Genomic DNA, 19,024 nt, shown 5'->3' with positions numbered 1-19,024 from the left:
TAAGCATGTTTAATAAAAAATTTGACCACTTCAAAGTCGGTGAAACATGGCATTCAAGAGGACGTACCATTACGGAGGCAGATATCGTCATGTTTTCTGCCTTCAGTGGAGATTGGTACCCGCTTCATACAGATAAAGAGTATGCAGAAAATAATACACCGTTTAAACAAAGAATCGCACATGGCATGCTGGTATTATCAGTAGCTACTGGATTACAAGTGATGGAGCCAGAAGTCATTGTCGCTTTTTATGGTATTGAACATTTGCGGTTTATTCACCCAACATTTATTAATGACACGATTCATGTGGAATTAGAGGTTACAGATTTACTCGATAAAGGAAATGGTACAGGGGTTGTAACTGCTACTCAAAAAATTGTGAAGCATACAGGAGAAGCAGTGACGACAGGCGTCTTAAAAATACTCATCAATAAAGAACAATAATCGATTACGAGAGAGGTGGAATTGACATGGTAAATGCAACAGAAACGTACGATTGGCAGACGATTGTTGATAAGCTGTATACCTATTTGCGCTTAAAAACGGTTCCGATTGGGATGAAAATGTTTGAAAAAGCTGAGGACATGGAAGCTATCCCGAAAATTAGACGACCGCAATCAGTCCATACGGCTGATCAAATTGTGGCACAAGCGGCTAGATTAGGCTGGACTGTGGGGATAACGGCAGAAGATTTGGTGATGCCGCAGTGCAGCGCGGTTCTCGGCCTACATCCCCGCGATGAACAATGGTTAGCGGGGAAGGAAATGGCTGGTATTTGGTTTGAGAATCAGCAAGATTCCGCTGCTCATCAGGCGGCAATGACTATCAATTCTTATGGGAGACACGAGGCAATGGCTGTGTCACCACTTGTCTCGAATCGGTTAAGCCCTCCAGATATTTGTTTGATTTATGCCACACCAGGACAGATGATTCTTCTTATTAACGGCTTACAGTGGAAGGATTATAAAAAGCTCGAGTGGGGCGTTGTTGGCGAATCTTCCTGTGCGGATTCCTGGGGACGAGCGCTGGCAACGGGTGAGCCGAGCTTGTCGATTCCTTGTTATGCAGAGCGGCGATATGGCGGTGTTTTGGATGATGAAATGTTAATGGCGTTAGCACCAGCTGATTTAGTAAAGGCGCTCGAAGGTGTCGAGAAGTTAAGTCGGAATGGCTTGCGGTACCCGATTCCGCAGTATGGTATTCAAATGGATGCGCGCAGTGGGTTAGAGGCGAGTTACGGAAAACGCAGTTGATGGCAAGGGAAAGGGGGCTTTTTATTATGGACAACTGGGTGTTATATGAAAAAGTGTCAAACAAGGCTTATATTACGTTGAATAGACCGGAGGCCATGAATGCCATGCCTCCGAGTGGCTTTCAACAGCTTGCTGAAGCATTTAAGGAAGCGAGAGAAGACGATGAGGTTCGAGTGATTATTTTAACTGGTGCAGGGGAGCAGGCATTTTGTGCCGGGGCTGATTTAAAGGAAACGATTCCCGCCATTGCTGACGGGACAATGGATCCGGGTCTATTAGATGATGTCGTGTTGAAACATACACCATTATGGAAGCCAATTATTGCCGCAGTCAATGGGCATTGCTTGGCGGGCGGCATGGAAATTCTGCAAGCGACGGATATTCGAATTGCAGCGGAACACGCGACGTTTGGTTTGCCTGAACCGAAATGGTCGATTATGGCGGCAGCAGGTTCTCTCGTACGACTTGTTCGACAAATCCCTTATTGCAGGGCGATGGAAATTTTATTGACAGGAGAATCCATCACGGCGAAAGAGGCACTTGATATTGGTTTGATCAATAAGATTGTGCCGTCCAGTCAACTGTTAGCAGAAGCTGAATCATATGCGGAGAAGATTTGTAAGAATGGCCCAATTGCAGTACAAGCAACGAAAGAAGCTGTGGTTCGATTACAAAGTTTGCCGATGGAGCTTGCGTTTCACGAAGAATGGAACTATGCCAATAAGGCGTTTAAGAGCGAGGATATCAAAGAAGGGTTGCAAGCGTTCGCGGAAAAACGGACACCTCATTTTGTGGGGCGTTGAACAGTGTTAGGGGGATTTTAAGATGAAAACAATCAACGACATATTGCAAGAAGCAGTAGCCACTTGCCCTACGAATATCTTTTTATACGAAGATTCGAAAAGCCTCACCTACCAGCAATTGGATGAAGTGACCGACCGCTTGGCTTCCGCTTTTTTAGAGGAGGGACTAACAAGGGGAGATCATATTGGGGTTTTGGCGTTAAACCAAATGGAATGGCTGATCTCGTACTTTGCGGCAGCGAAAATTGGCGTTGGTGTTGTTGCGTTAAGCGTTCGTTATCGGGATAGTGAGTTGGCATATATGCTCAATCACGCTGAGGTAAAAGCACTTGTCTCTATCGATAAAATCCCAGGCTTTAATTTCTCGGAATTTTTCTTCGACTTCCAATCAAAAGTCCCATCTGTTGAAAAATATATTTTTATTGGCGAAGGGTTTAATGGCAGTTTGTCTTTTTCCGAACTAATCGGAAGAAATGTGAATCACGATAAATTAAGCGCATGTAAAAAAGAAGTGAGCCCGGAGGATCTTGCTGTCATGATATATACGTCTGGAACGACAGGTAAGCCAAAAGGAGCTATGATTACCCATCGAAGCATCTTAGCTTCAGCACGTGCGCAGGTAAATCATTTTCAAATAAACGCAGAAGATGTAACGATTCAAAGCCTGCCATTGAATCATGTTGGAGGGATAACTTGTCAAGTAACTGTGACGTTGATTAGTAAAGGGATGGCTGTGCTAATTCCGGAGTTCCGGCCTGAAAAGGTGTTGAGCGCTATCCAGCAGCATAAAGCGACTCTTTTTGGTGGAGTTCCAACGATGTATGTCATGTTGTTTTCAGATAAAGATTTTTCGTCATATGATCTAGGTTCAATCCGGATTAGCTTTATAGGAGGTTCAAATGTTGAACCGGCATTATGTCAAGAAATCATGAAATCGATGCCGAATACGAAACTGGTAGGTTTATACGGCCTAAGTGAAAGTTCGGGCGCATGTATTTTATCGAGGGCGAGCGATTCAATTGAAAAGGTTCAAACAACAATCGGTGTGTTAATTGGCGATTTCGTCGCCAAAGTTGTGGATGGACAGCGCCAAGAAGTTCCGATTGGTGAAATGGGTGAGTTGGTAGTAAAAGGTGATTGTCTAGCAAAAGGCTATTACCGCGATGAAGAAAATACGAAAGAAACCTTTTCAGAAGATGGCTGGCTGCACACTGGCGATCTTGTGACCGCTGATGAGGAAGGCTATATCAGCTTCAAAGGTCGGAAAAAAGAAATTTATATTCAAGGTGGATTTAATGTGCTGCCAGCGGAGGTTGAAAATGTGTTAAGTGCACATCCAGCGATTTCAATGGTGGCAGGTATTGGGGTTCCCGATTCGTTTTACGGTGAGGTTGGACGTTACTATATTATTCTAGCCGATGGTGTGCAGCCTACAGAGGCACAATTAGTCACCTATTGCCGTGAACATCTTGCAGATTATAAAGTGCCAAAACAGTTCGTATTTGTTGATGAATTGCCCATGACGCCAGCTGGAAAAATTCAAAAATCTAAACTAAAAGAGTTGTATGTTCAGCCGCAGTAATCAACGTCATAGAAAGGGGTACGACCCGTTATGTTTACTAAAATACTAATTGCCAATCGTGGAGAGATTGCAGCAAGGGTTATACGAACGTGTAAAGAAATGGGGATTGTAACGGTCGCTGTATATTCGGAGGCGGATGCAGAGGCCCTTCATGTTCAAGCTGCTGACGAAGCTTATTTAATTGGGCCACCACGAGTCAATGAGAGTTATCTCAATATCGATAAAATCATAGAAGTGGCGCAAGCATCCGGAGCTGAAGCGATTCACCCTGGCTATGGTTTACTATCGGAAAACGCGGATTTTGTGAAGCGTTGCCAAGAGGCAGGACTCGTTTTCATAGGGCCAGAAGCAGAAGCCATCGCAAAAATGGGTAGTAAAATCGCAGCAAGAAAATTAATGAAAGCCGCGGGTGTCCCGACGGTTCCAGGAATTGACTACCCGTTACAAGATGTAAAGGAAGCTATTACGGTCGCCAATGACATCGGCTATCCGGTTATGCTAAAAGCCTCTGCAGGCGGAGGGGGCATCGGTATACAAGTTGTACACAACAATGAGGAGTTAGCAAAAGCCTTCGCTGGCAATCAAAAACGAGCCACAGATTACTTTGGAGATGGTGCCATGTTTATGGAGAAGTATGTCGCCAACCCAAGGCATATTGAAATTCAAATATTGGCCGACAACCAGCATAATACTGTGTACCTATGGGAACGAGAATGTTCGATTCAACGTCGCCATCAAAAAGTTCTGGAAGAAGCACCTTCACCATTTCTAGATGAAGAAACACGTGTGAAAATGGGCGAAGCTGCTGTAAAAGCCGCTAAATCAATTGGCTACGTGAATGCTGGAACGATTGAATTTTTAGTAGATGAAGAAAAGAATTTCTACTTTCTTGAAATGAATACAAGATTGCAAGTGGAACATCCCATCACGGAGGAAATAACAGGGCTCGATTTAGTTAAAGAACAATTAAATATTGCATTCGGAAAAGAGCTATCATTTGTTCAAACAGAGATTACGCGACTCGGCCACGCAATTGAAGTGAGAATCTATGCAGAAGATCCCAAAACATTTTTCCCATCTCCGGGAAAAATTACGAAAATGGCATTACCAAGTGGGACAAATATTCGCCATGAACTTGCCGTCACTGAGCAATCAACCGTCACACCTTTTTATGATCCGATGATTGCGAAACTAATTGTTAAAGGCCAGACAAGGGAACAGGCGATTGAAGAAATGAAACAAGCGCTAGATCACTATGTAGTCGAGGGGATAAAAACAAATATCCCGATGCTGAAAAATGTGGTTGAGCATGAGGCCTTCTTGGCAGGGGATACCACTACCAACTTTGTGGCGCAGCATTTGCAAGCCAAATCCCTGACGTTATAAAAATTTGAGGAGGGGTTCGAAGATGTCTTTTTCCGATAAGATGATTTACACAATCCTATTGCTCGTTAGTGCAACACTTATTGGAATGTTTACGGGTTCATGGCGCATAATTCTATATCCCTATTTAATTGTTATCGGCATTGCGATTTTGGCAGGACTAGCGAAAAGTGTGAAAAGTAATCCTCGTAATATCTGGATTCCGGTATCGGTTTCGCTCGTCTTTATTATGTTATATGGCTGGCTCGATATCATCACGATTGATTCGCCTATGGGAGGAACTTCGTATATTTTAGGATTAACACCGAGCATGGCTGTCTATTTATTAGGTATATGGCCGTTAACTAATCTTATTTGCTTACTGTACGCATGGACCTTTACGTATGAGGAGTCAGTTCCTAATGCATGATGCATTCCGATTTGTTCGGCAGAAATCCGCTACTTCTCATTAAGTAGCGGAATGATTTTCTAGACTAGCGATAAGGAGTGGGGTAAATGAGCGGTACAATTATTACAATTGTTATTATCTATTTACTAATCTGTATTTTGATCGGTGTCTGGGCTACGGGAAAAACGAAGACCACAAGTGATTTTTTAATAGCTGGGAAAAACCTGGGGATGTTTGTCATGGCGATTGCTGCATTCTCTTCCATTCAAAGTGGTTTTGGCATGTTGGGGGGGACAGGTTTAACGTTTTCAGGAGGCATGGGGTTTCTAGCAGGTGTTGGAATTGCTGCTCCTTTAGGTTTTGCATTGACGTGGTTTTTAGTAGGGAAAAGAATGTGGAAGGTTGGTCAGCTAGGTGAGATCTACACGCTTGGGGATGTAGTTGAGAAAAGATACAACAGTAAGGCTGTCAGGGGATGGATTGGGATAGCTGTCACGCTAGGTGTTATTGGTTATCTAGGTACGCAAGTGCAAGCGATGGGCATTATTATGCATACCGTATTTGGCGTATCTCCAAAGGTAGGAGCACTTATTGGGCTTGCGATCCTCGGATTTTATTGCGTTGGCGGTGGCATTATTGCGGGCGTATATACAGATTTATTCCAAGGAATTATTATGGTGACGGTTTCCGTTGTGATCTTCTTTATGGCCTTGAATATTGGCGGTGGTGTACAAAATATTACGGAGAGTTTACAAAGTGCCGATCCACTTTTGGCATCACCGTTCGGAACATACTCTATTATCTCTATTGCCTGTTGGATCTTTCTGTTTAGTTTGGGAGCCGCGGGACAGCCTCATTTTATCACGAAGTTTTTAATGATAAAAGATCAGAAGCAATTGAAATGGGGAGCGTTTACGGCTGGGTTTGCGTATACATTAAGCACGCTATTGGTGATTGGTATCGGCTTAACAGCTAGATCCCTGTATATTAAAGGGAAATTCCCGGAACTCGCTTCTCCGGATGAGGCCTTAACTGTATTTATTACGCATTTTACATCACCTATTATTGGTGGTTTAGTCATTGCAGGGTTGCTTGCGGCGATTATGTCTACAGGCTCAAGCTTTGTGACGCTTGGCGCATCAGGTTTAACAAGGGATATTCCGAAAGCCTTTAATAAGCAAGTGAAAAATGAATTGCTGTGGAATCGAATAGCCGTAGTAGGGCTACTTGTGCTTTCTACGCTATTTTCATTTTATATGGATACATTGGTAGCATTACTAGGGGTATTTGGTTGGGGAACTTTTGCGTCCGCAGTTTTTCCAGCTGTCGTACTTGGGCTCATTTGGGAGAAGGCGACGAAGTATGGGGCGATTGCAAGTATTGTTATTGGCTTGGGATTGAATTTTGCCTTGGAGATTGGCGGGAAATATGGCGTTGTCATACTTCCACCAGGAGTGATCGTGGGGGCTGCTGCATTTGCGATTTCGATTATTGTCTTCATCGTTGTGTCGTTGCTTACACAAAAATCGACTGTAAAACTAGATGATAAGATGCTCGATGCAATGGAGGGCTAACGTTTAGGGGAGGAATGGAAGATGAACGTCGGATACCTAGTCAACAGGGTGGAAAAGAATATCCAAACAATCGATCCAGAAAAAATCGCTTTACAAGTAGAGTCGAATGAAGCATGGACGTATGGCGATTTAAATCGCCATACGAGTCAATATGCACACGCACTTCGGCAAATGGGCATTGAAAAAGGAGATCGAGTGGGGATTTTGCTGTACAACTGTCTCGAATACTTTGCTCTCTATTTTGCTATCACGAAGTTAGGAGCGATTGCTGTTCGCATTAACTTTCGCTTAACCAGCGAAGAGTTTACTTACATTTTGAATGATTCAGGTACGAAAATACTATGTCTACATTCGGATATTGCTGAAAAAATCGCTCCAATCCGCGACAAAGTCCAAGTAAAAGAGTACCTATGTCTTGAGAAAGATGGGCATGCCATTCCTGAGTGGTCAAAGGGTTGGCGTAAATTGGAAGAAGTGAATGGGACAGGGCCAATCCATACAGACATCGACAAAGCAGATCCGGTGATGTTGATGTATACATCTGGCACGACGGGAAGTCCTAAAGGGGCTCTATGGTCACATGAAAACACACTATGGTTTGCGAATATGCAAGTACTAAAATGGGGACTAAATGCTGAAACAATCGGTATGTCAACCGGCCCTCTCTATCATGTAGGAGCAATGGAAGACCTTGTGATTCCGACACTATTAGTGGGTGGAACCATCATCGTAACACAGAGTGGGGGCTTTGAAATTGAGCGTATCGTCGATGTAATGGAAAAGGAACAAGTAACAGACTGCTTCCTGTTTCCGTTTATGATTTATGATTTGTTGAATAGTCCTACAGCCACCGCATCTAAGTTTACAAATCTACGACAAATTTATTCTGGGGGAGATCCGGTGATTCCTTGGGCAATTGAACAGCTCAATGAGAAATATCCACATGTTGGATTTGTTCAAGTATATGGCCTAACGGAAGGAACCCCCATCGCAGCTTCTCTTGATGCGAAGGATGCACAAACGAAAGGGCATACCGTTGGAAAAGCGATGCCATTTACAGAACTCAAAATTGTAGATGATGAAGAAAATGTGTTGGGCTTTGATCAAATCGGAGAAGTGTGTATAAAGAGTCCGTCCGTGTCGATGGGCTATTGGCGGAAAGAGGCAGAGACAGCGCGTACATTTATCGATGGATGGTGTCATACCGGTGATCTTGGTTATATAGATCCACAGGGGTATCTTGCCATATCGGGTCGGAAAAAAGACATGATCCGCAGTGGTGGTGAAAATATTTATCCAGTAGAAGTGGAGGATGTGTTCATACGCCACCCTGCTATACGAGATGTAGCCATTATTGGCATTCCTGATCCGAAATTCATAGAGTCCGTGTGTGCAGTCATTGTTCTGAATGAAGGAATGACAATAACGAAACAGGAAATAGAAGCATTCATCTCTGACAAATTGGCACGCTATAAGAAACCGAAGGAAATGGTCTTTGTCGATGAGCTTCCAAGAACACCTTCAGGAAAAATTCAGAAGTATCGATTGAGGGAACAATTTAGTTTGAAAGACTGAGCCATTCTAGGTTTTGTTGTGCTTTCCCAAGACAAAGTATGAGAAAGGGTGTTGAGATTGTTCCTTATCAATCAATTACTAGATCAACATGCAAAACATGCACCACATAAAGCGTATTTATTTACGGATAATGATCAATTGACCTACCGTGATGTGCATGACGGTGTCAATGCTTTGGCTCACTCATTTTGTTCACTTGGTATTCAAAGAGGAGATCGAATTGCTTTATATCTTCGGAATGGCCCTGAATTTATCTTTGCTTGGTTTGCTTTAAATCGGATTGGTGCAGTGATGGTACCCATCAACACTGCATTAGTAGAAAAAGAAGTATCCTATATTCTAAATGACAGCGCTGTGATTGGAGTGATAGGCGAGGATCAGGATATTGAGCCTGTTTTACAGCCAGCCATTGCGCAATGTGATTCGATTCGATTTTGTATAACGACTGGGGTGGCCCGAGATGGTTGGATTTCCATAGACAAATTAATGGAGAAAAAAGGAAGCTTTTACTATGATGTACCGGATGCCGATGAGTTAGCAGCTATTCTCTATACATCAGGCACAACTGGAAATCCAAAAGGGGTCATGTGTCCACATAGGTATTATATACACCTGGCTCAGTCCGCCAAAAACGCGTTGGAGCTCTCTGAAAAAGACAGATTGTTGACATGTTTGCCTCTTTTTCATATGAACGCTCAAGTATTGACGGTGACGACATCGTTATTATCAGAATCGAGTATTGTACTACTAGACAAGTTTCAACCGACTATTTTTTGGCAGCAAGTAGCGAACTATCAGGCGACGGTTTTCTATTATTTAGGATCTATTTTACCTGTACTATCAAAATTATCACAGACAGAAGAAGAGAAGAATAACACGCTTCGATTGGCTGTAGGCGCACAAGCAGATCCCGAAAGAATCGAGGAATACGAAGCAAGATGGAAACTAGAAATGATTGAACTATTTGGCATGACAGAAGGTGGAGGCACGGTAAATCGTGTGGGGAATCGGAGGGTTGGATCTAGTGGCACAGCTTTTGATAATCATAAAATCATGATTGTTGATGAAAAAGGCAAGCCATTGCCGCCGCATCAGGCGGGGGAAATCATTTTTACAGGGCCTTCTTTAACGCTTGGATATTGGAACAACATAGCTGAAACGCAAAAGGCATATCGTGGTGGTTGGATGTATTCGGGAGATATTGGTTATTTAGATGAGGAGGGCTTTTTGTACTTTTTGGATCGCAAGAAAGATATTATTCGACGAAATGGAGAAAATATATCTTCGGCTGAGATTGAAAGAGTATTAATGGCGCATTCGAAAATTATGGAGGCAGCGGCTATTTCGGTTCCGGATAACGTACGCGGCGAAGAAGTGAAAGTGTATATCGTTGTGAAAAAAGGTGAGCATATCCAACCAGAAGAAATTATAGAATGGTGCGAGTCTAGAATGGCGAAGTATAAAATTCCACGATTTATCGAATTTCGGGCAAGCTTGCCGAAGACGGCAACGCAAAAAATTCAAAAATCCGCTTTGAAAAAAGAAATTAGTACGGCAAGTTCGACCGTTTGGGATCGAAGGGTGGTGATAACTTAAAAGTGTGAGGAAGCTTATTGTATACATCATGTTAGAGGGAGTAGTGTTATTTACAATTCACAAGGAATGGAGAGGATGATTATATGTTGAAACTACCAGTTATCGTTGCACCAATGTTTTTAGTATCGACGCCTAAAATGGTCATTGAAGCAGGAAAAGCGGGTGTTATTGGTTCGTTTCCTCTATTAAATGCGCGTCCAGTCGAGCAATGTGCACAATGGCTTCAAGAAGTGAAGGATGGATTGGGCAATCGACCATGGGCAGTGAATTTTATCTGCCATCAAAAGACGAATCGGCGATATGAGGATGATTTGGCGTTAATCCGAGATTATCAGCCGCCGATTGTGATTACGTCACTTGGTCATCCAGGCGAAGTACTCGAAATCGTACATGCCTACGGAGGGCTTGTCTATTCGGATGTAGCGACGGTTAAGCATGCTGAAAAGGCAGCAGCGACAGGTGTGGACGGCTTGATTTTAGTTTGTGCGGGGGCAGGGGGCCATGGTGGGAGCTTAAATCCATTTGCTTTTATTGCCGCAGTGAAACAATTTTACGATGGCACGATTATTTTATCGGGCTCGATGTCAAGCGGTGCGGATGTGGCGGCAGCTCAAATCATGGGTGCCGATTATGCATTCATGGGCACGCGTTTCTTAGCGGCAGATGAAAGCGATGCATCGGAAGCCTATAAGCAAATGGTGCTCGACGCAACAATTGAAGACATTTTGTACACAAATTCCTTTAGTGGAGTACATGCGAATTTACTCATTCCGAGTATCGTGAAAGAAGGAATTGATCCCACGACGCTTCAATCAAAAGAAGAAGTGGATTTTTCTCATTTGGTTAGTGTTAAAGCCTGGCGCGATATATGGTCGGCGGGGCAAGGGGTAACGACTGTGACGAAACGCGAAACAACAAAGGAAATTGTGGAAACATTGGTGAAAGAGTATGAGGCAGTTTTACATACTTTTGATGAAAGAAAGATCAAGAATTAGTAAAAGTAAGAACGTCCATCTGGGCGTTCTTTTAATTTTGGAGATTGCTTACTGATATCGAGATTGGGCGTTGCCATAGGGGTTGTCTACATAGCGTCATATACTAGAAAGCAAAGGATTTTGTTGGCTTGTTTGATGCTGGCAGAAAGACTTTAGTTGAGAAAGCAGGTGAGGAACATGGCATATACCATTATCGATAAATTCATCCCGACATCATTGTACAAACTAAAAGCACCATTTACGATGAAGCCGCAATACGTGACGATTCATAATACGTACAATGATGCTTCGGCGCTTAATGAAGTTGCCTATATGACCCGGAACGCGTCGCCAGTATCGTATCATGTCGCGATTGATGATAAATACGCGGTACAAGCGATCCCGTTTACGCGCAATGCTTGGCATGCGGGAGATGGCAATGGGCCCGGCAATCGTAAGTCCATTGGGATTGAAATTTGTTATTCGAAATCGGGCGGACAGCGATACAAAGAAGCGGAAGCGAATGCGATTGACTACGTAGCCCATGTGCTAAAACAGTATGGCTGGGGCGTTGATCGTGTGAAATGGCATCGTGATTGGAGTGGCAAGGACTGCCCGCACCGGATTTTTGCGGAGGGACGGGCACAGTCCGTGAAAGACCGAATTGCCAAACGTTTGGCAGAATTAAATGCGCCACCAAAGGAGGAGATACGTATGTTTAACCCAAGTTCACCGACGTTGAAAGCAGCTTATGAGCAGTTTTTAACGGATGCAATTCATAAAGGAGTACTAACTGACAAATGGCTCAAGGATTATAAAGCTGGAAAATTGTCATTGGATGATGCGCTTGCACTGAAAGTGATTGTTGATCAGCGTGAGGGAAATGAGTGAATTTAAAGCAATCTGTCCATTGTTTAGAGGGTGGACTGATTGCTTTTTTAGTAGAAAAGAAGTGCTAGTAATGACGGAAGCACATATTATCTTGAAAATCAAATGGGGTTTGTCCAATCACTTTACAAGCTTGTACATATACTAATCATAGAGTCGGCCGACTTATGAAAAGATAGAAGGAGTGATGAGGATATGTGTTTTGAAGATCGGAGACGAAGAAATCGGGTAGAGTTGGTTTGCGAGTGTCGAGAAGTAAGATCTGATCGTGATAATCGACGTCGTTGGGACCGTCGGCGTGAAGATGATTTTCGATGCCACTGCAGGGAGTGTAATCGCAGGGGTTCTAATTGGGGTTGGTGAATATTTAAGTGATTGTCATCTTAATAGTAATCGGTTGTAAAAAGGGTTAAGTATCTTCCGAACTATGTTCACCAAGAGTATAAATCTAAAAAAGTGACGCTTTTAAATTCAGAAATGAGTTTAATGGTGTCACTTTTTTGCTTTGACATATCTATGTTAGGGGCAAACTCAAACTTTGTTAAGTGCAGACTATTCTATAGATTTTAAATAATTTGACATATTTGCGAAGGAAGTGTTATTATCGGATTATAGTTTACGTTAACGTCAATCTGAAAGGTTTTAGCTGAAAGAAGGAGAAGGAACCAAGTAAATGAAAAAAACAAAAAAGTATTCAATAAATGAAATCGCTTCCATGTTTGATATCAGTACTCGCACAATTAGATATTATGAGGAGGTTGGCTTACTAAAATCTGAGGAAAGAGAAGATAAAAATCAGCAACGTTTTTTTACTGCTAAAGAACGTACGAGATTAAAATTAATTTTACGGGGAAAAAGAATGGGTTTTAAGCTTGAGGAAATTAAAGAAATGGTTGACCTTTATGAAAATAATCCGGCTGGAGAAAAAGAAAAAGAACGAATAATAGAATACTCCGACAAAAAAATCATTGAAATAGAGGAAAAAATCCTCGAATTAGAGGCGTTAAAAGCTGAGATTCTAGGAAACCGTAAAAGAATTATAGAAGAGAAATAATATACGAGGGGGTTAACTATGATTACAATTCATAGTTTATTAGAAAAGAATGCTGAAAAATATCCGGATAAAGATGCAATTATCACTCGCTCTACCCGAATGAGTTATTTGGAAATGAATAAAAAAGTGAATCAAGTTGCTAGACATTTACAAGGGCTGGGGATAGAGAAAGGTAGCAGGATAGCAATCATTTCAGGGAATAACGTGAATTTCTTCTTTTCTTACTTTTCATTGCTCAAATTAGGTGCAATTCCTATGCCGGTAAATGCAAAATTAACAGCAGGTGAGATGGATGCCATTCTAAAGAACGTAGACGCGAATGGAATTATCTTTGAAAGAGAATGGGCTTCCACAGTCAGTGCGACTAAAGGGCTGCCATCTTCACTCGTGTTCAATATTAATAGTATTGTTGAAAAATCAACATCAAATGAGTCATCAAATTTAAATTTGTCGATTGATATAAAGGACACTTGTGAAATTTTATTTACCTCAGGAACAACTGGAGTTCCAAAGGGGGTTGTATTTTCACATGAACAAATATTTGAGGTTGCTCATGCGCTGTCGGTTGGGTTTAACCTTACAGATGAAGATAAGGCATTGACAATTATGCCTTTGTCCCATTCGGCTCCATTGAATAATTTTACACTTGCCCCTCTCTATGCGGGAGCATCTATTGTAATAGATGATTTTACTCCACAATCATTCCTACAATGGATACATGAGGAGAAAACTACAATTACATTTGCGGCACCTGTTGCTTATTTATTGGCGTCTAAAGAAGAGAATATTGAGGAGTTCGATCTTTCGAGTATGCGGGTATTTGCGTATGGAGGTAGTGCAATGCCGCTTGCGTCTTTTGAATTTGTTACAAGTAAATTTAAAAACAATAACTTTTATCAAGTCTATGGCATGACTGAAGCCGGTCCTGCTGGGTGTTTTTTGAAACCGGATGAACATATAACTAAAAACGGTAGTGTAGGAAAGACGCTCTTGTTAAATGTGGATGAAATGAAGATTGTGGATGAAGATGGTTCTGAAGCGGCAACTGGTGAATTTGGTGAGATTGTCATGAAAGGAAAATCCTTAATGACGGGCTATTATAATAACTCGGTAGCTACGGAAGAAGTGATAAAGAACAACTGGTTTTATACAGGGGATATCGCCTATAAAGACGAAGATGGTTATTTTTTCATAGTTGATCGGCAAAAAGATGTGATTATTCCTGGAGGAATCAATGTATATCCGAGAGAAATTGAAGAAGTATTGGTGAAGCATTCAGCTGTCTATCAGGCTTGTGTTGTAGGAGTGCCGCATAACGAATGGGGTGAAACAGTCAAAGCTGTTATTGTACTTAAAGAGAATCAGCATGCAACTGAAGCGGATCTTAGGAAATATGTTGCGAATTACTTGGCTGAATACAAGCAACCTCGCTTATATAGTTTTGTGGAAGCGTTACCACATACTGCGAGCGGCAAAATATTGAAACAAAATGTAAAGGAGATGTAGCTAAATGAGTTTAAATACAATTGAAAAGCAGACTAAAATCAATTATGGAAAATGGGAAAATGGGAATGATGCGAATTGGTATAGTGATGATCCAATTTTAACGCGTTATGCTAAGCGTTATTTATCAGATTCGGTCTTTAACTATGTAGAGAAAGCATTTAAGGACACGGGTGCTCTTGCAGCAGGAGCAATGGATGAAAGAGCCGTTCATACGGATCGGGAAGGTGCTCCAGTATTGGTTCGATATAATAAAAAAGGCGAAGAAATTAATGAAATTTGGTATAACGAAGGATATAAGCAGACGGTTAAAGATGGATACGGAACAGGTGTTGTCGCATATCGTTACGATGAAAAGGCCCCAGAAAAAATTCCATTTGTCGTCAATTCAATTTTATTATATTTGATGTGCGAGACGGAGCCAGGTTTTACTTGCCCGGTAGGTTTGTCTCAATCTACTGCATTTGTTCTTGAGAAGTTTGGCTCGGAGCAGCAGAAAGCTGAATATTTATCTCCTCTCGCCTCATGGGATTCCCAAAAGCGTTTGGAGGGAGCTACATCGTTAACAGAAATTCAAGGTGGATCAGATGTTGGAGCTGCGACAACCCGGGCTGTTAAGAGTGGGGATCATTATTTAATATCTGGAGAGAAGTGGTTTGTTAGCAACTGTGATGCTGATGTAATGATTGTATTAGCACGGGTAAATGATAAACCGTCAACAAAGGGTTTGGGTCTATTCATTGTCCCGCGTACATTATCTAATGGACAAAGAAATAATATTTCAATTCTTCGTCTTAAAGATAAACTGGGAGTTCGTGCAGTCGCTAGTGGTGAGTTAGTATTTAATGAGGCCATTGGATATTTAATCGGGGATGAAAATGCAGGATTTAAATACATGGCAGAAGCATTGAACGTGTCACGTTTGGCAACAGGGTTGTCTGGAATCGCGATTGCAAGACGAGCATTTCTTGAGGCGGCAATTTACACAAATCATAGAGAAGCTTTTGGGCAAAGTATTAGTCGATATCCAATGGTAAGAGAAACTTTAGTAAATATGATAACGGAAATCGAAGCATCTTGGGCTATTCTTGCACAAACAATGAAGTTATTTGATACGACACATACTTATGACAATAAAAATGAGGAAGACTATGCAATATTGCGCATACTACTCTCCTTACTAAAATACCGTGGCAGTGAATTAGGTGTTTCGGCAGCCAAAGATGCATTGGAACTTCACGGGGGAAATGGTTATATTGAGAACTATGTCACGCCACGTTTACTCCGTGACGCGATTGTTAACCCGGTATGGGAAGGAACTGCAAATATTCAGTCCCTTGAGATTTTGAAGATGTTGCAAAAAGTAAGTGGGAATGGTTTGATTGCTAAACTTCAAGATGTATTAAAGGGAATTCATCTTGAAGAGGTAAAGGATATGAAAACGTTCTTTATTGAAGAGGTTAATCGCCTTGAAGAATTGATTGGTCATATACTAAAGCAAGATGAATATACCCAAACCGCGTTAGCAAAAAAATTAGCCGATGCCATGTTTGATGTCGTTTCTGGTGTATATCTGCTTGAAGAGGCACAGTACGATGTTGAAAAAACTGGTGATGGTCGAAGAGTACTTGCAGTCGAACAATGGGTTCGTATAAGGTTTGATCGTTCGGCGGACAAAGGAATACTATCAAATTTCAGTATTTCAGATGAAGTTTTTAATACGCTGGTGTGCTTTGAGGAGAAAAAAATCTAATCTCTTTTTTTTTGAATAGAAAGACGTAGATAAAGTTAAAGTGTTCGGTGTAAAAGCTGGACACTTTTTTTGATTTTGAAACTAATTATATGGGGACTAGGGAAACTGTGTGAGGGACTGTGTGCCCTATAAAAGGAGGGGTGTAGTAAAGTTTTAATAAATGGCTTGTGCTATACCTTATCAAATCCATTCAGAAAACTTGAGATAAAGGAGATGTGAAATGGATCTGTGGATTCTTATTAAACAACATTATTTATTTCTATTTTTATAGTCATACTATTTTCAAGTTTGTTTTTGCTAGGTTGTATTTGAAATAGTCGTTCTAATATCGCTAAAGTGTTAGTTGTTCTAACAACAGTAATTTATGTGTGTTTATTAAATTCATCATTATTTTTATTAGTTTTTATAATTTTTTGGGATACAATTCTTAATTGGTTGTATGAGTGGCCTTAACAATTGCGGGAGGAGAAAACCTCTAACTGGAAATTTTTAGAGGGATACTGTGGGCTAACAAGGGTGTTTTAAAGAGGGAAATAGAGATGTAATAGCTACGGGTGCTAGGTCACTGACCCGATTCACATTTTTTATGAGTCGGGTCAGTGCCACTCTCCTAGACTTAAAGATCTTCAATCGTATTTATAAGTCCATCTGAGGATTCTGCTAGTACTTGGACGGCTTTATTGATTTCGCCAAGAATTTCGGAAATGGTGATTATTTCGGCGTTTGACTGTTCACTTTGTTCTTTAATACCAGCCATTGATTGGACAATAACGTCAAAGGCCTCAGTTACATGCTTATTACTTTCTGCATTATTATCAATCAGATTGTGCATAGTGGATATGGATTGCATCATGTCAGCGATGCCTTCGTTCGTATTTCCTACTAAACCGGTTACGTTGCTGATTGCCTCTTTTGTGTCTTCGGAGAGTTTACGTACTTCTGTAGCAACTACGGCAAATCCAGTTCCATGTTGCCCCGCTCGTGCTGCTTCAATGGCCGCATTTAAAGCGAGCAAGTTTGTTTGGTTCGCTATGGCAGTTACTAAATCAACGATATCTCGAATTTGATTGGCAGATGCTTGTACTTGGTTCATTTTTTTCTCCAAGTCTTGAATACTGCTAATAACTGCTTCGGTTTGCTTTGTTTGATCTGTTAATAAATCTGTGCCTGCATGCGATTTTTGTTCCGTATCGGTCACTAAGGTCAGGCTCTGGCTAGTGAAATCTCGAATCACCATGGATTCAACCGATAATTGTTCAAGGGAAGCACTTGTTTCCTCACTGATTGCAGCCAACTCTTGGGTAGTTTCTAGTACTTTTTGTTTGATGGTTGCTTTTAATTTCGTTTCTTCCACTCTTCTGTGTTCATGCTCATCCTCATAGGCTTCTAGTACCAATTGCTGTTCCAAATTTAAAATCCGATTGAACGCGCGTATCAAAGCTATTTTTTCTTTCGTTGTAATCGACAAGTTTTCAACGAAGCAAGAGAACTCCGTAAACAAAGATTCAAAAGCACCCATATACCATTTGGGTTCTAATCCAATCTGGACGTGTACATGTGCAATGACTTTTCGTTGCTGAAGATAGCTCATATCGATACAACCGTCGAACATTTCATTTAAATGGCGTGATAGTGAAGTTTTTAAACGATCTACACCTTTATTTGCATTAATAATGTGCATTAACGAGGGCTCGATGGCCAGTGCTTTGTAAAATTTATCGACTGCATTTGTAAGAAATGGTCCGATATGCGGCTTTAGATGTCGAAGAATTTCTAAATCGTACGTAGTTAAATGGATCATAGCAATTTGTTTTTGGACTTCTGGGAACTTAGCAACATCAATTTTGACAGATTGAGTTTGGGAAAAGTCAATACCAGACTTTTGATTGTTTGTGAAGCGCAAACGATTGTATATTTTCATAACAAAGGTGATAACTCCTTTTAGATATATGGTATATCATAGGATATTTATAATCAAATGACTTCAGTAATGTAGAATTAGTGCGATAATTCTAAATACCTATTTTAGGGGTGGAGCTTAGTAATAATCGAAAAAACGATTATCCAAGTGCTGTATTGCCTTGATGGACAAATTAAAGTAAAGACTATCCTAACGAGAACTCCACTTATTTGGAGAGGTGGAATGTAGTGAAAGTGAAACAAGACTATCTTTAGACGAGGCCACTGAAAAAGTTCATCAATGATAGCTCGAACCAATGAATCTCTTTAACTATACTCCGGCTATCACGTGTAAGGCGCCTTCGCTTCAAATCTCATTTTCATAAGTTCGTCTTATAAATTCAAAATCGGCATTGGCCCGCTTTTGAATTGTATAACAAAGGGCTAAATTCAGGTGGTATCCCGATGATCTCTAGTCAAGAAACCTTAAATCTTAGTCTATATATGGCAATCTACGATATCGTTGTCCGGAAAGATAACATGTTGCGTCAAATTAATGTTCTTGTGGACTTCACGTTCATGCTCAAAAAATTGAAAAGGGGTAACGTTCACAATGCGGTGCTTCAGATTCGTATGTTAAAATAGTTACTATTGAAGTCGATTTTTAATCTTCCCGATGTAAATGTCCTTTAAATATATCCTGGATATGACTCCAGAGGATACGGTCATTAATCCAAGTTCATTAATGAAATTCCGTAAACTTCGTCTTCAATATATAATCGCATGCGAAAAAACGTAGT

At 41.1% G+C, this 19,024-nt stretch carries 16 protein-coding genes and 1 pseudogene; 16 read left to right on the top strand and 1 reads right to left on the bottom strand.

What is annotated here, in order from left to right; translation table 11 throughout:
- Positions 1–5 precede the first annotated feature (5 nt).
- From MKY34_RS20165 to MKY34_RS20095, 15 genes are all read left to right on the top strand, one after another.
- The gene (locus tag MKY34_RS20165; RefSeq protein ID WP_342512890.1) at positions 6–443 is read left to right on the top strand and encodes a MaoC/PaaZ C-terminal domain-containing protein; all 438 of its coding nucleotides are present in this window, start codon (positions 6–8) and stop codon (positions 441–443) included.
- 26 nt (positions 444–469) lie between these two features.
- A complete protein-coding gene (locus tag MKY34_RS20160; protein WP_342512889.1) occupies positions 470–1,252 on the top strand; it encodes a DUF169 domain-containing protein in 783 nt (260 codons plus the stop codon).
- Between the two features lie 26 nt (positions 1,253–1,278).
- The gene (locus tag MKY34_RS20155) at positions 1,279–2,055 is read left to right on the top strand and encodes an enoyl-CoA hydratase-related protein (RefSeq protein WP_342512888.1); all 777 of its coding nucleotides are present in this window, start codon (positions 1,279–1,281) and stop codon (positions 2,053–2,055) included.
- A 22-nt stretch (positions 2,056–2,077) separates the two neighbouring features.
- A complete protein-coding gene (locus MKY34_RS20150; RefSeq protein ID WP_342512887.1) occupies positions 2,078–3,637 on the top strand; it encodes an AMP-binding protein in 1,560 nt (519 codons plus the stop codon).
- 30 nt (positions 3,638–3,667) lie between these two features.
- Entirely contained in the window at positions 3,668–5,023 is a 1,356-nt protein-coding gene (gene accC / locus MKY34_RS20145; RefSeq protein WP_342512886.1) for an acetyl-CoA carboxylase biotin carboxylase subunit, read from the top strand.
- Positions 5,024–5,045: 22 nt separating this feature from the next.
- The gene (locus MKY34_RS20140) at positions 5,046–5,429 is read left to right on the top strand and encodes a hypothetical protein (protein WP_342512885.1); all 384 of its coding nucleotides are present in this window, start codon (positions 5,046–5,048) and stop codon (positions 5,427–5,429) included.
- An 86-nt stretch (positions 5,430–5,515) separates the two neighbouring features.
- Positions 5,516–6,982 (top strand): hypothetical protein, encoded by a 1,467-nt coding sequence (locus MKY34_RS20135; protein WP_342512884.1) that lies wholly within the window; start codon positions 5,516–5,518, stop codon positions 6,980–6,982.
- Between the two features lie 21 nt (positions 6,983–7,003).
- On the top strand, positions 7,004–8,557 hold the full coding sequence (locus MKY34_RS20130; protein ID WP_342512883.1) for a long-chain-fatty-acid--CoA ligase: 1,554 nt from the start codon (positions 7,004–7,006) through the stop codon (positions 8,555–8,557).
- A gap of 57 nt (positions 8,558–8,614) precedes the next feature.
- On the top strand, positions 8,615–10,153 hold the full coding sequence (locus MKY34_RS20125) for an AMP-binding protein (RefSeq protein ID WP_342512882.1): 1,539 nt from the start codon (positions 8,615–8,617) through the stop codon (positions 10,151–10,153).
- Between the two features lie 83 nt (positions 10,154–10,236).
- Positions 10,237–11,148, top strand: coding sequence for a nitronate monooxygenase (locus MKY34_RS20120; protein WP_342512881.1), 912 nt, complete (start codon positions 10,237–10,239; stop codon positions 11,146–11,148).
- 177 nt (positions 11,149–11,325) lie between these two features.
- Positions 11,326–12,018 (top strand): N-acetylmuramoyl-L-alanine amidase, encoded by a 693-nt coding sequence (locus MKY34_RS20115; RefSeq protein WP_342512880.1) that lies wholly within the window; start codon positions 11,326–11,328, stop codon positions 12,016–12,018.
- Positions 12,019–12,283: 265 nt separating this feature from the next.
- Positions 12,284–12,418, top strand: a complete 135-nt coding sequence (locus MKY34_RS20110; RefSeq protein ID WP_342512879.1) for a hypothetical protein — start codon at positions 12,284–12,286, stop codon at positions 12,416–12,418.
- Positions 12,419–12,688: 270 nt separating this feature from the next.
- Positions 12,689–13,069: a MerR family DNA-binding protein gene (locus tag MKY34_RS20105; protein WP_342512878.1), complete on the top strand. Its 381-nt coding sequence runs from the start codon at positions 12,689–12,691 to the stop codon at positions 13,067–13,069.
- A gap of 18 nt (positions 13,070–13,087) precedes the next feature.
- A complete protein-coding gene (locus MKY34_RS20100; protein WP_342512877.1) occupies positions 13,088–14,575 on the top strand; it encodes an AMP-binding protein in 1,488 nt (495 codons plus the stop codon).
- A 4-nt stretch (positions 14,576–14,579) separates the two neighbouring features.
- Positions 14,580–16,325, top strand: coding sequence for an acyl-CoA dehydrogenase family protein (locus tag MKY34_RS20095; RefSeq protein WP_342512876.1), 1,746 nt, complete (start codon positions 14,580–14,582; stop codon positions 16,323–16,325).
- Between the two features lie 616 nt (positions 16,326–16,941).
- Here the strand turns inward: MKY34_RS20095 and MKY34_RS20090 are convergent.
- Entirely contained in the window at positions 16,942–18,246 is a 1,305-nt protein-coding gene (locus tag MKY34_RS20090) for a globin-coupled sensor protein (RefSeq protein ID WP_342512875.1), read from the bottom strand.
- A 443-nt stretch (positions 18,247–18,689) separates the two neighbouring features.
- Between MKY34_RS20090 and MKY34_RS20085 the strand changes: the two are divergent.
- Positions 18,690–18,993: pseudogene (locus MKY34_RS20085) on the top strand (IS5/IS1182 family transposase); the annotation flags it as partial.
- Positions 18,994–19,024: the final 31 nt, after the last annotated feature.

Origin of the sequence: Sporosarcina sp. FSL K6-1522, from assembly GCF_038622445.1 — a bacterium.
In the GTDB taxonomy this organism is placed as follows: Bacteria; Bacillota; Bacilli; order Bacillales_A; family Planococcaceae; genus Sporosarcina.
The sequence above is the reverse complement of the archived record's forward strand: the minus strand, read 5'-3'. Positions and strand labels throughout refer to the sequence as shown.

Bases quoted from the DNA above. Each gene is read 5' to 3' on its own strand.
- accC (WP_342512886.1), top strand. From the start codon at position 3,668: ATGTTTACTAAAATACTAATTGCCAATCGTGGAGAGATTGCAGCAAGG.
- MKY34_RS20150 (WP_342512887.1), top strand. From the start codon at position 2,078: ATGAAAACAATCAACGACATATTGCAAGAAGCAGTAGCCACTTGCCCT.
- MKY34_RS20090 (WP_342512875.1), bottom strand. From the start codon at position 18,246: ATGAAAATATACAATCGTTTGCGCTTCACAAACAATCAAAAGTCTGGT.
- MKY34_RS20165 (WP_342512890.1), top strand. From the start codon at position 6: ATGTTTAATAAAAAATTTGACCACTTCAAAGTCGGTGAAACATGGCAT.
- MKY34_RS20100 (WP_342512877.1), top strand. From the start codon at position 13,088: ATGATTACAATTCATAGTTTATTAGAAAAGAATGCTGAAAAATATCCG.
- MKY34_RS20095 (WP_342512876.1), top strand. From the start codon at position 14,580: ATGAGTTTAAATACAATTGAAAAGCAGACTAAAATCAATTATGGAAAA.
- MKY34_RS20135 (WP_342512884.1), top strand. From the start codon at position 5,516: ATGAGCGGTACAATTATTACAATTGTTATTATCTATTTACTAATCTGT.
- MKY34_RS20115 (WP_342512880.1), top strand. From the start codon at position 11,326: ATGGCATATACCATTATCGATAAATTCATCCCGACATCATTGTACAAA.
- MKY34_RS20120 (WP_342512881.1), top strand. From the start codon at position 10,237: ATGTTGAAACTACCAGTTATCGTTGCACCAATGTTTTTAGTATCGACG.
- MKY34_RS20155 (WP_342512888.1), top strand. From the start codon at position 1,279: ATGGACAACTGGGTGTTATATGAAAAAGTGTCAAACAAGGCTTATATT.
- MKY34_RS20105 (WP_342512878.1), top strand. From the start codon at position 12,689: ATGAAAAAAACAAAAAAGTATTCAATAAATGAAATCGCTTCCATGTTT.
- MKY34_RS20160 (WP_342512889.1), top strand. From the start codon at position 470: ATGGTAAATGCAACAGAAACGTACGATTGGCAGACGATTGTTGATAAG.
- MKY34_RS20130 (WP_342512883.1), top strand. From the start codon at position 7,004: ATGAACGTCGGATACCTAGTCAACAGGGTGGAAAAGAATATCCAAACA.
- MKY34_RS20140 (WP_342512885.1), top strand. From the start codon at position 5,046: ATGTCTTTTTCCGATAAGATGATTTACACAATCCTATTGCTCGTTAGT.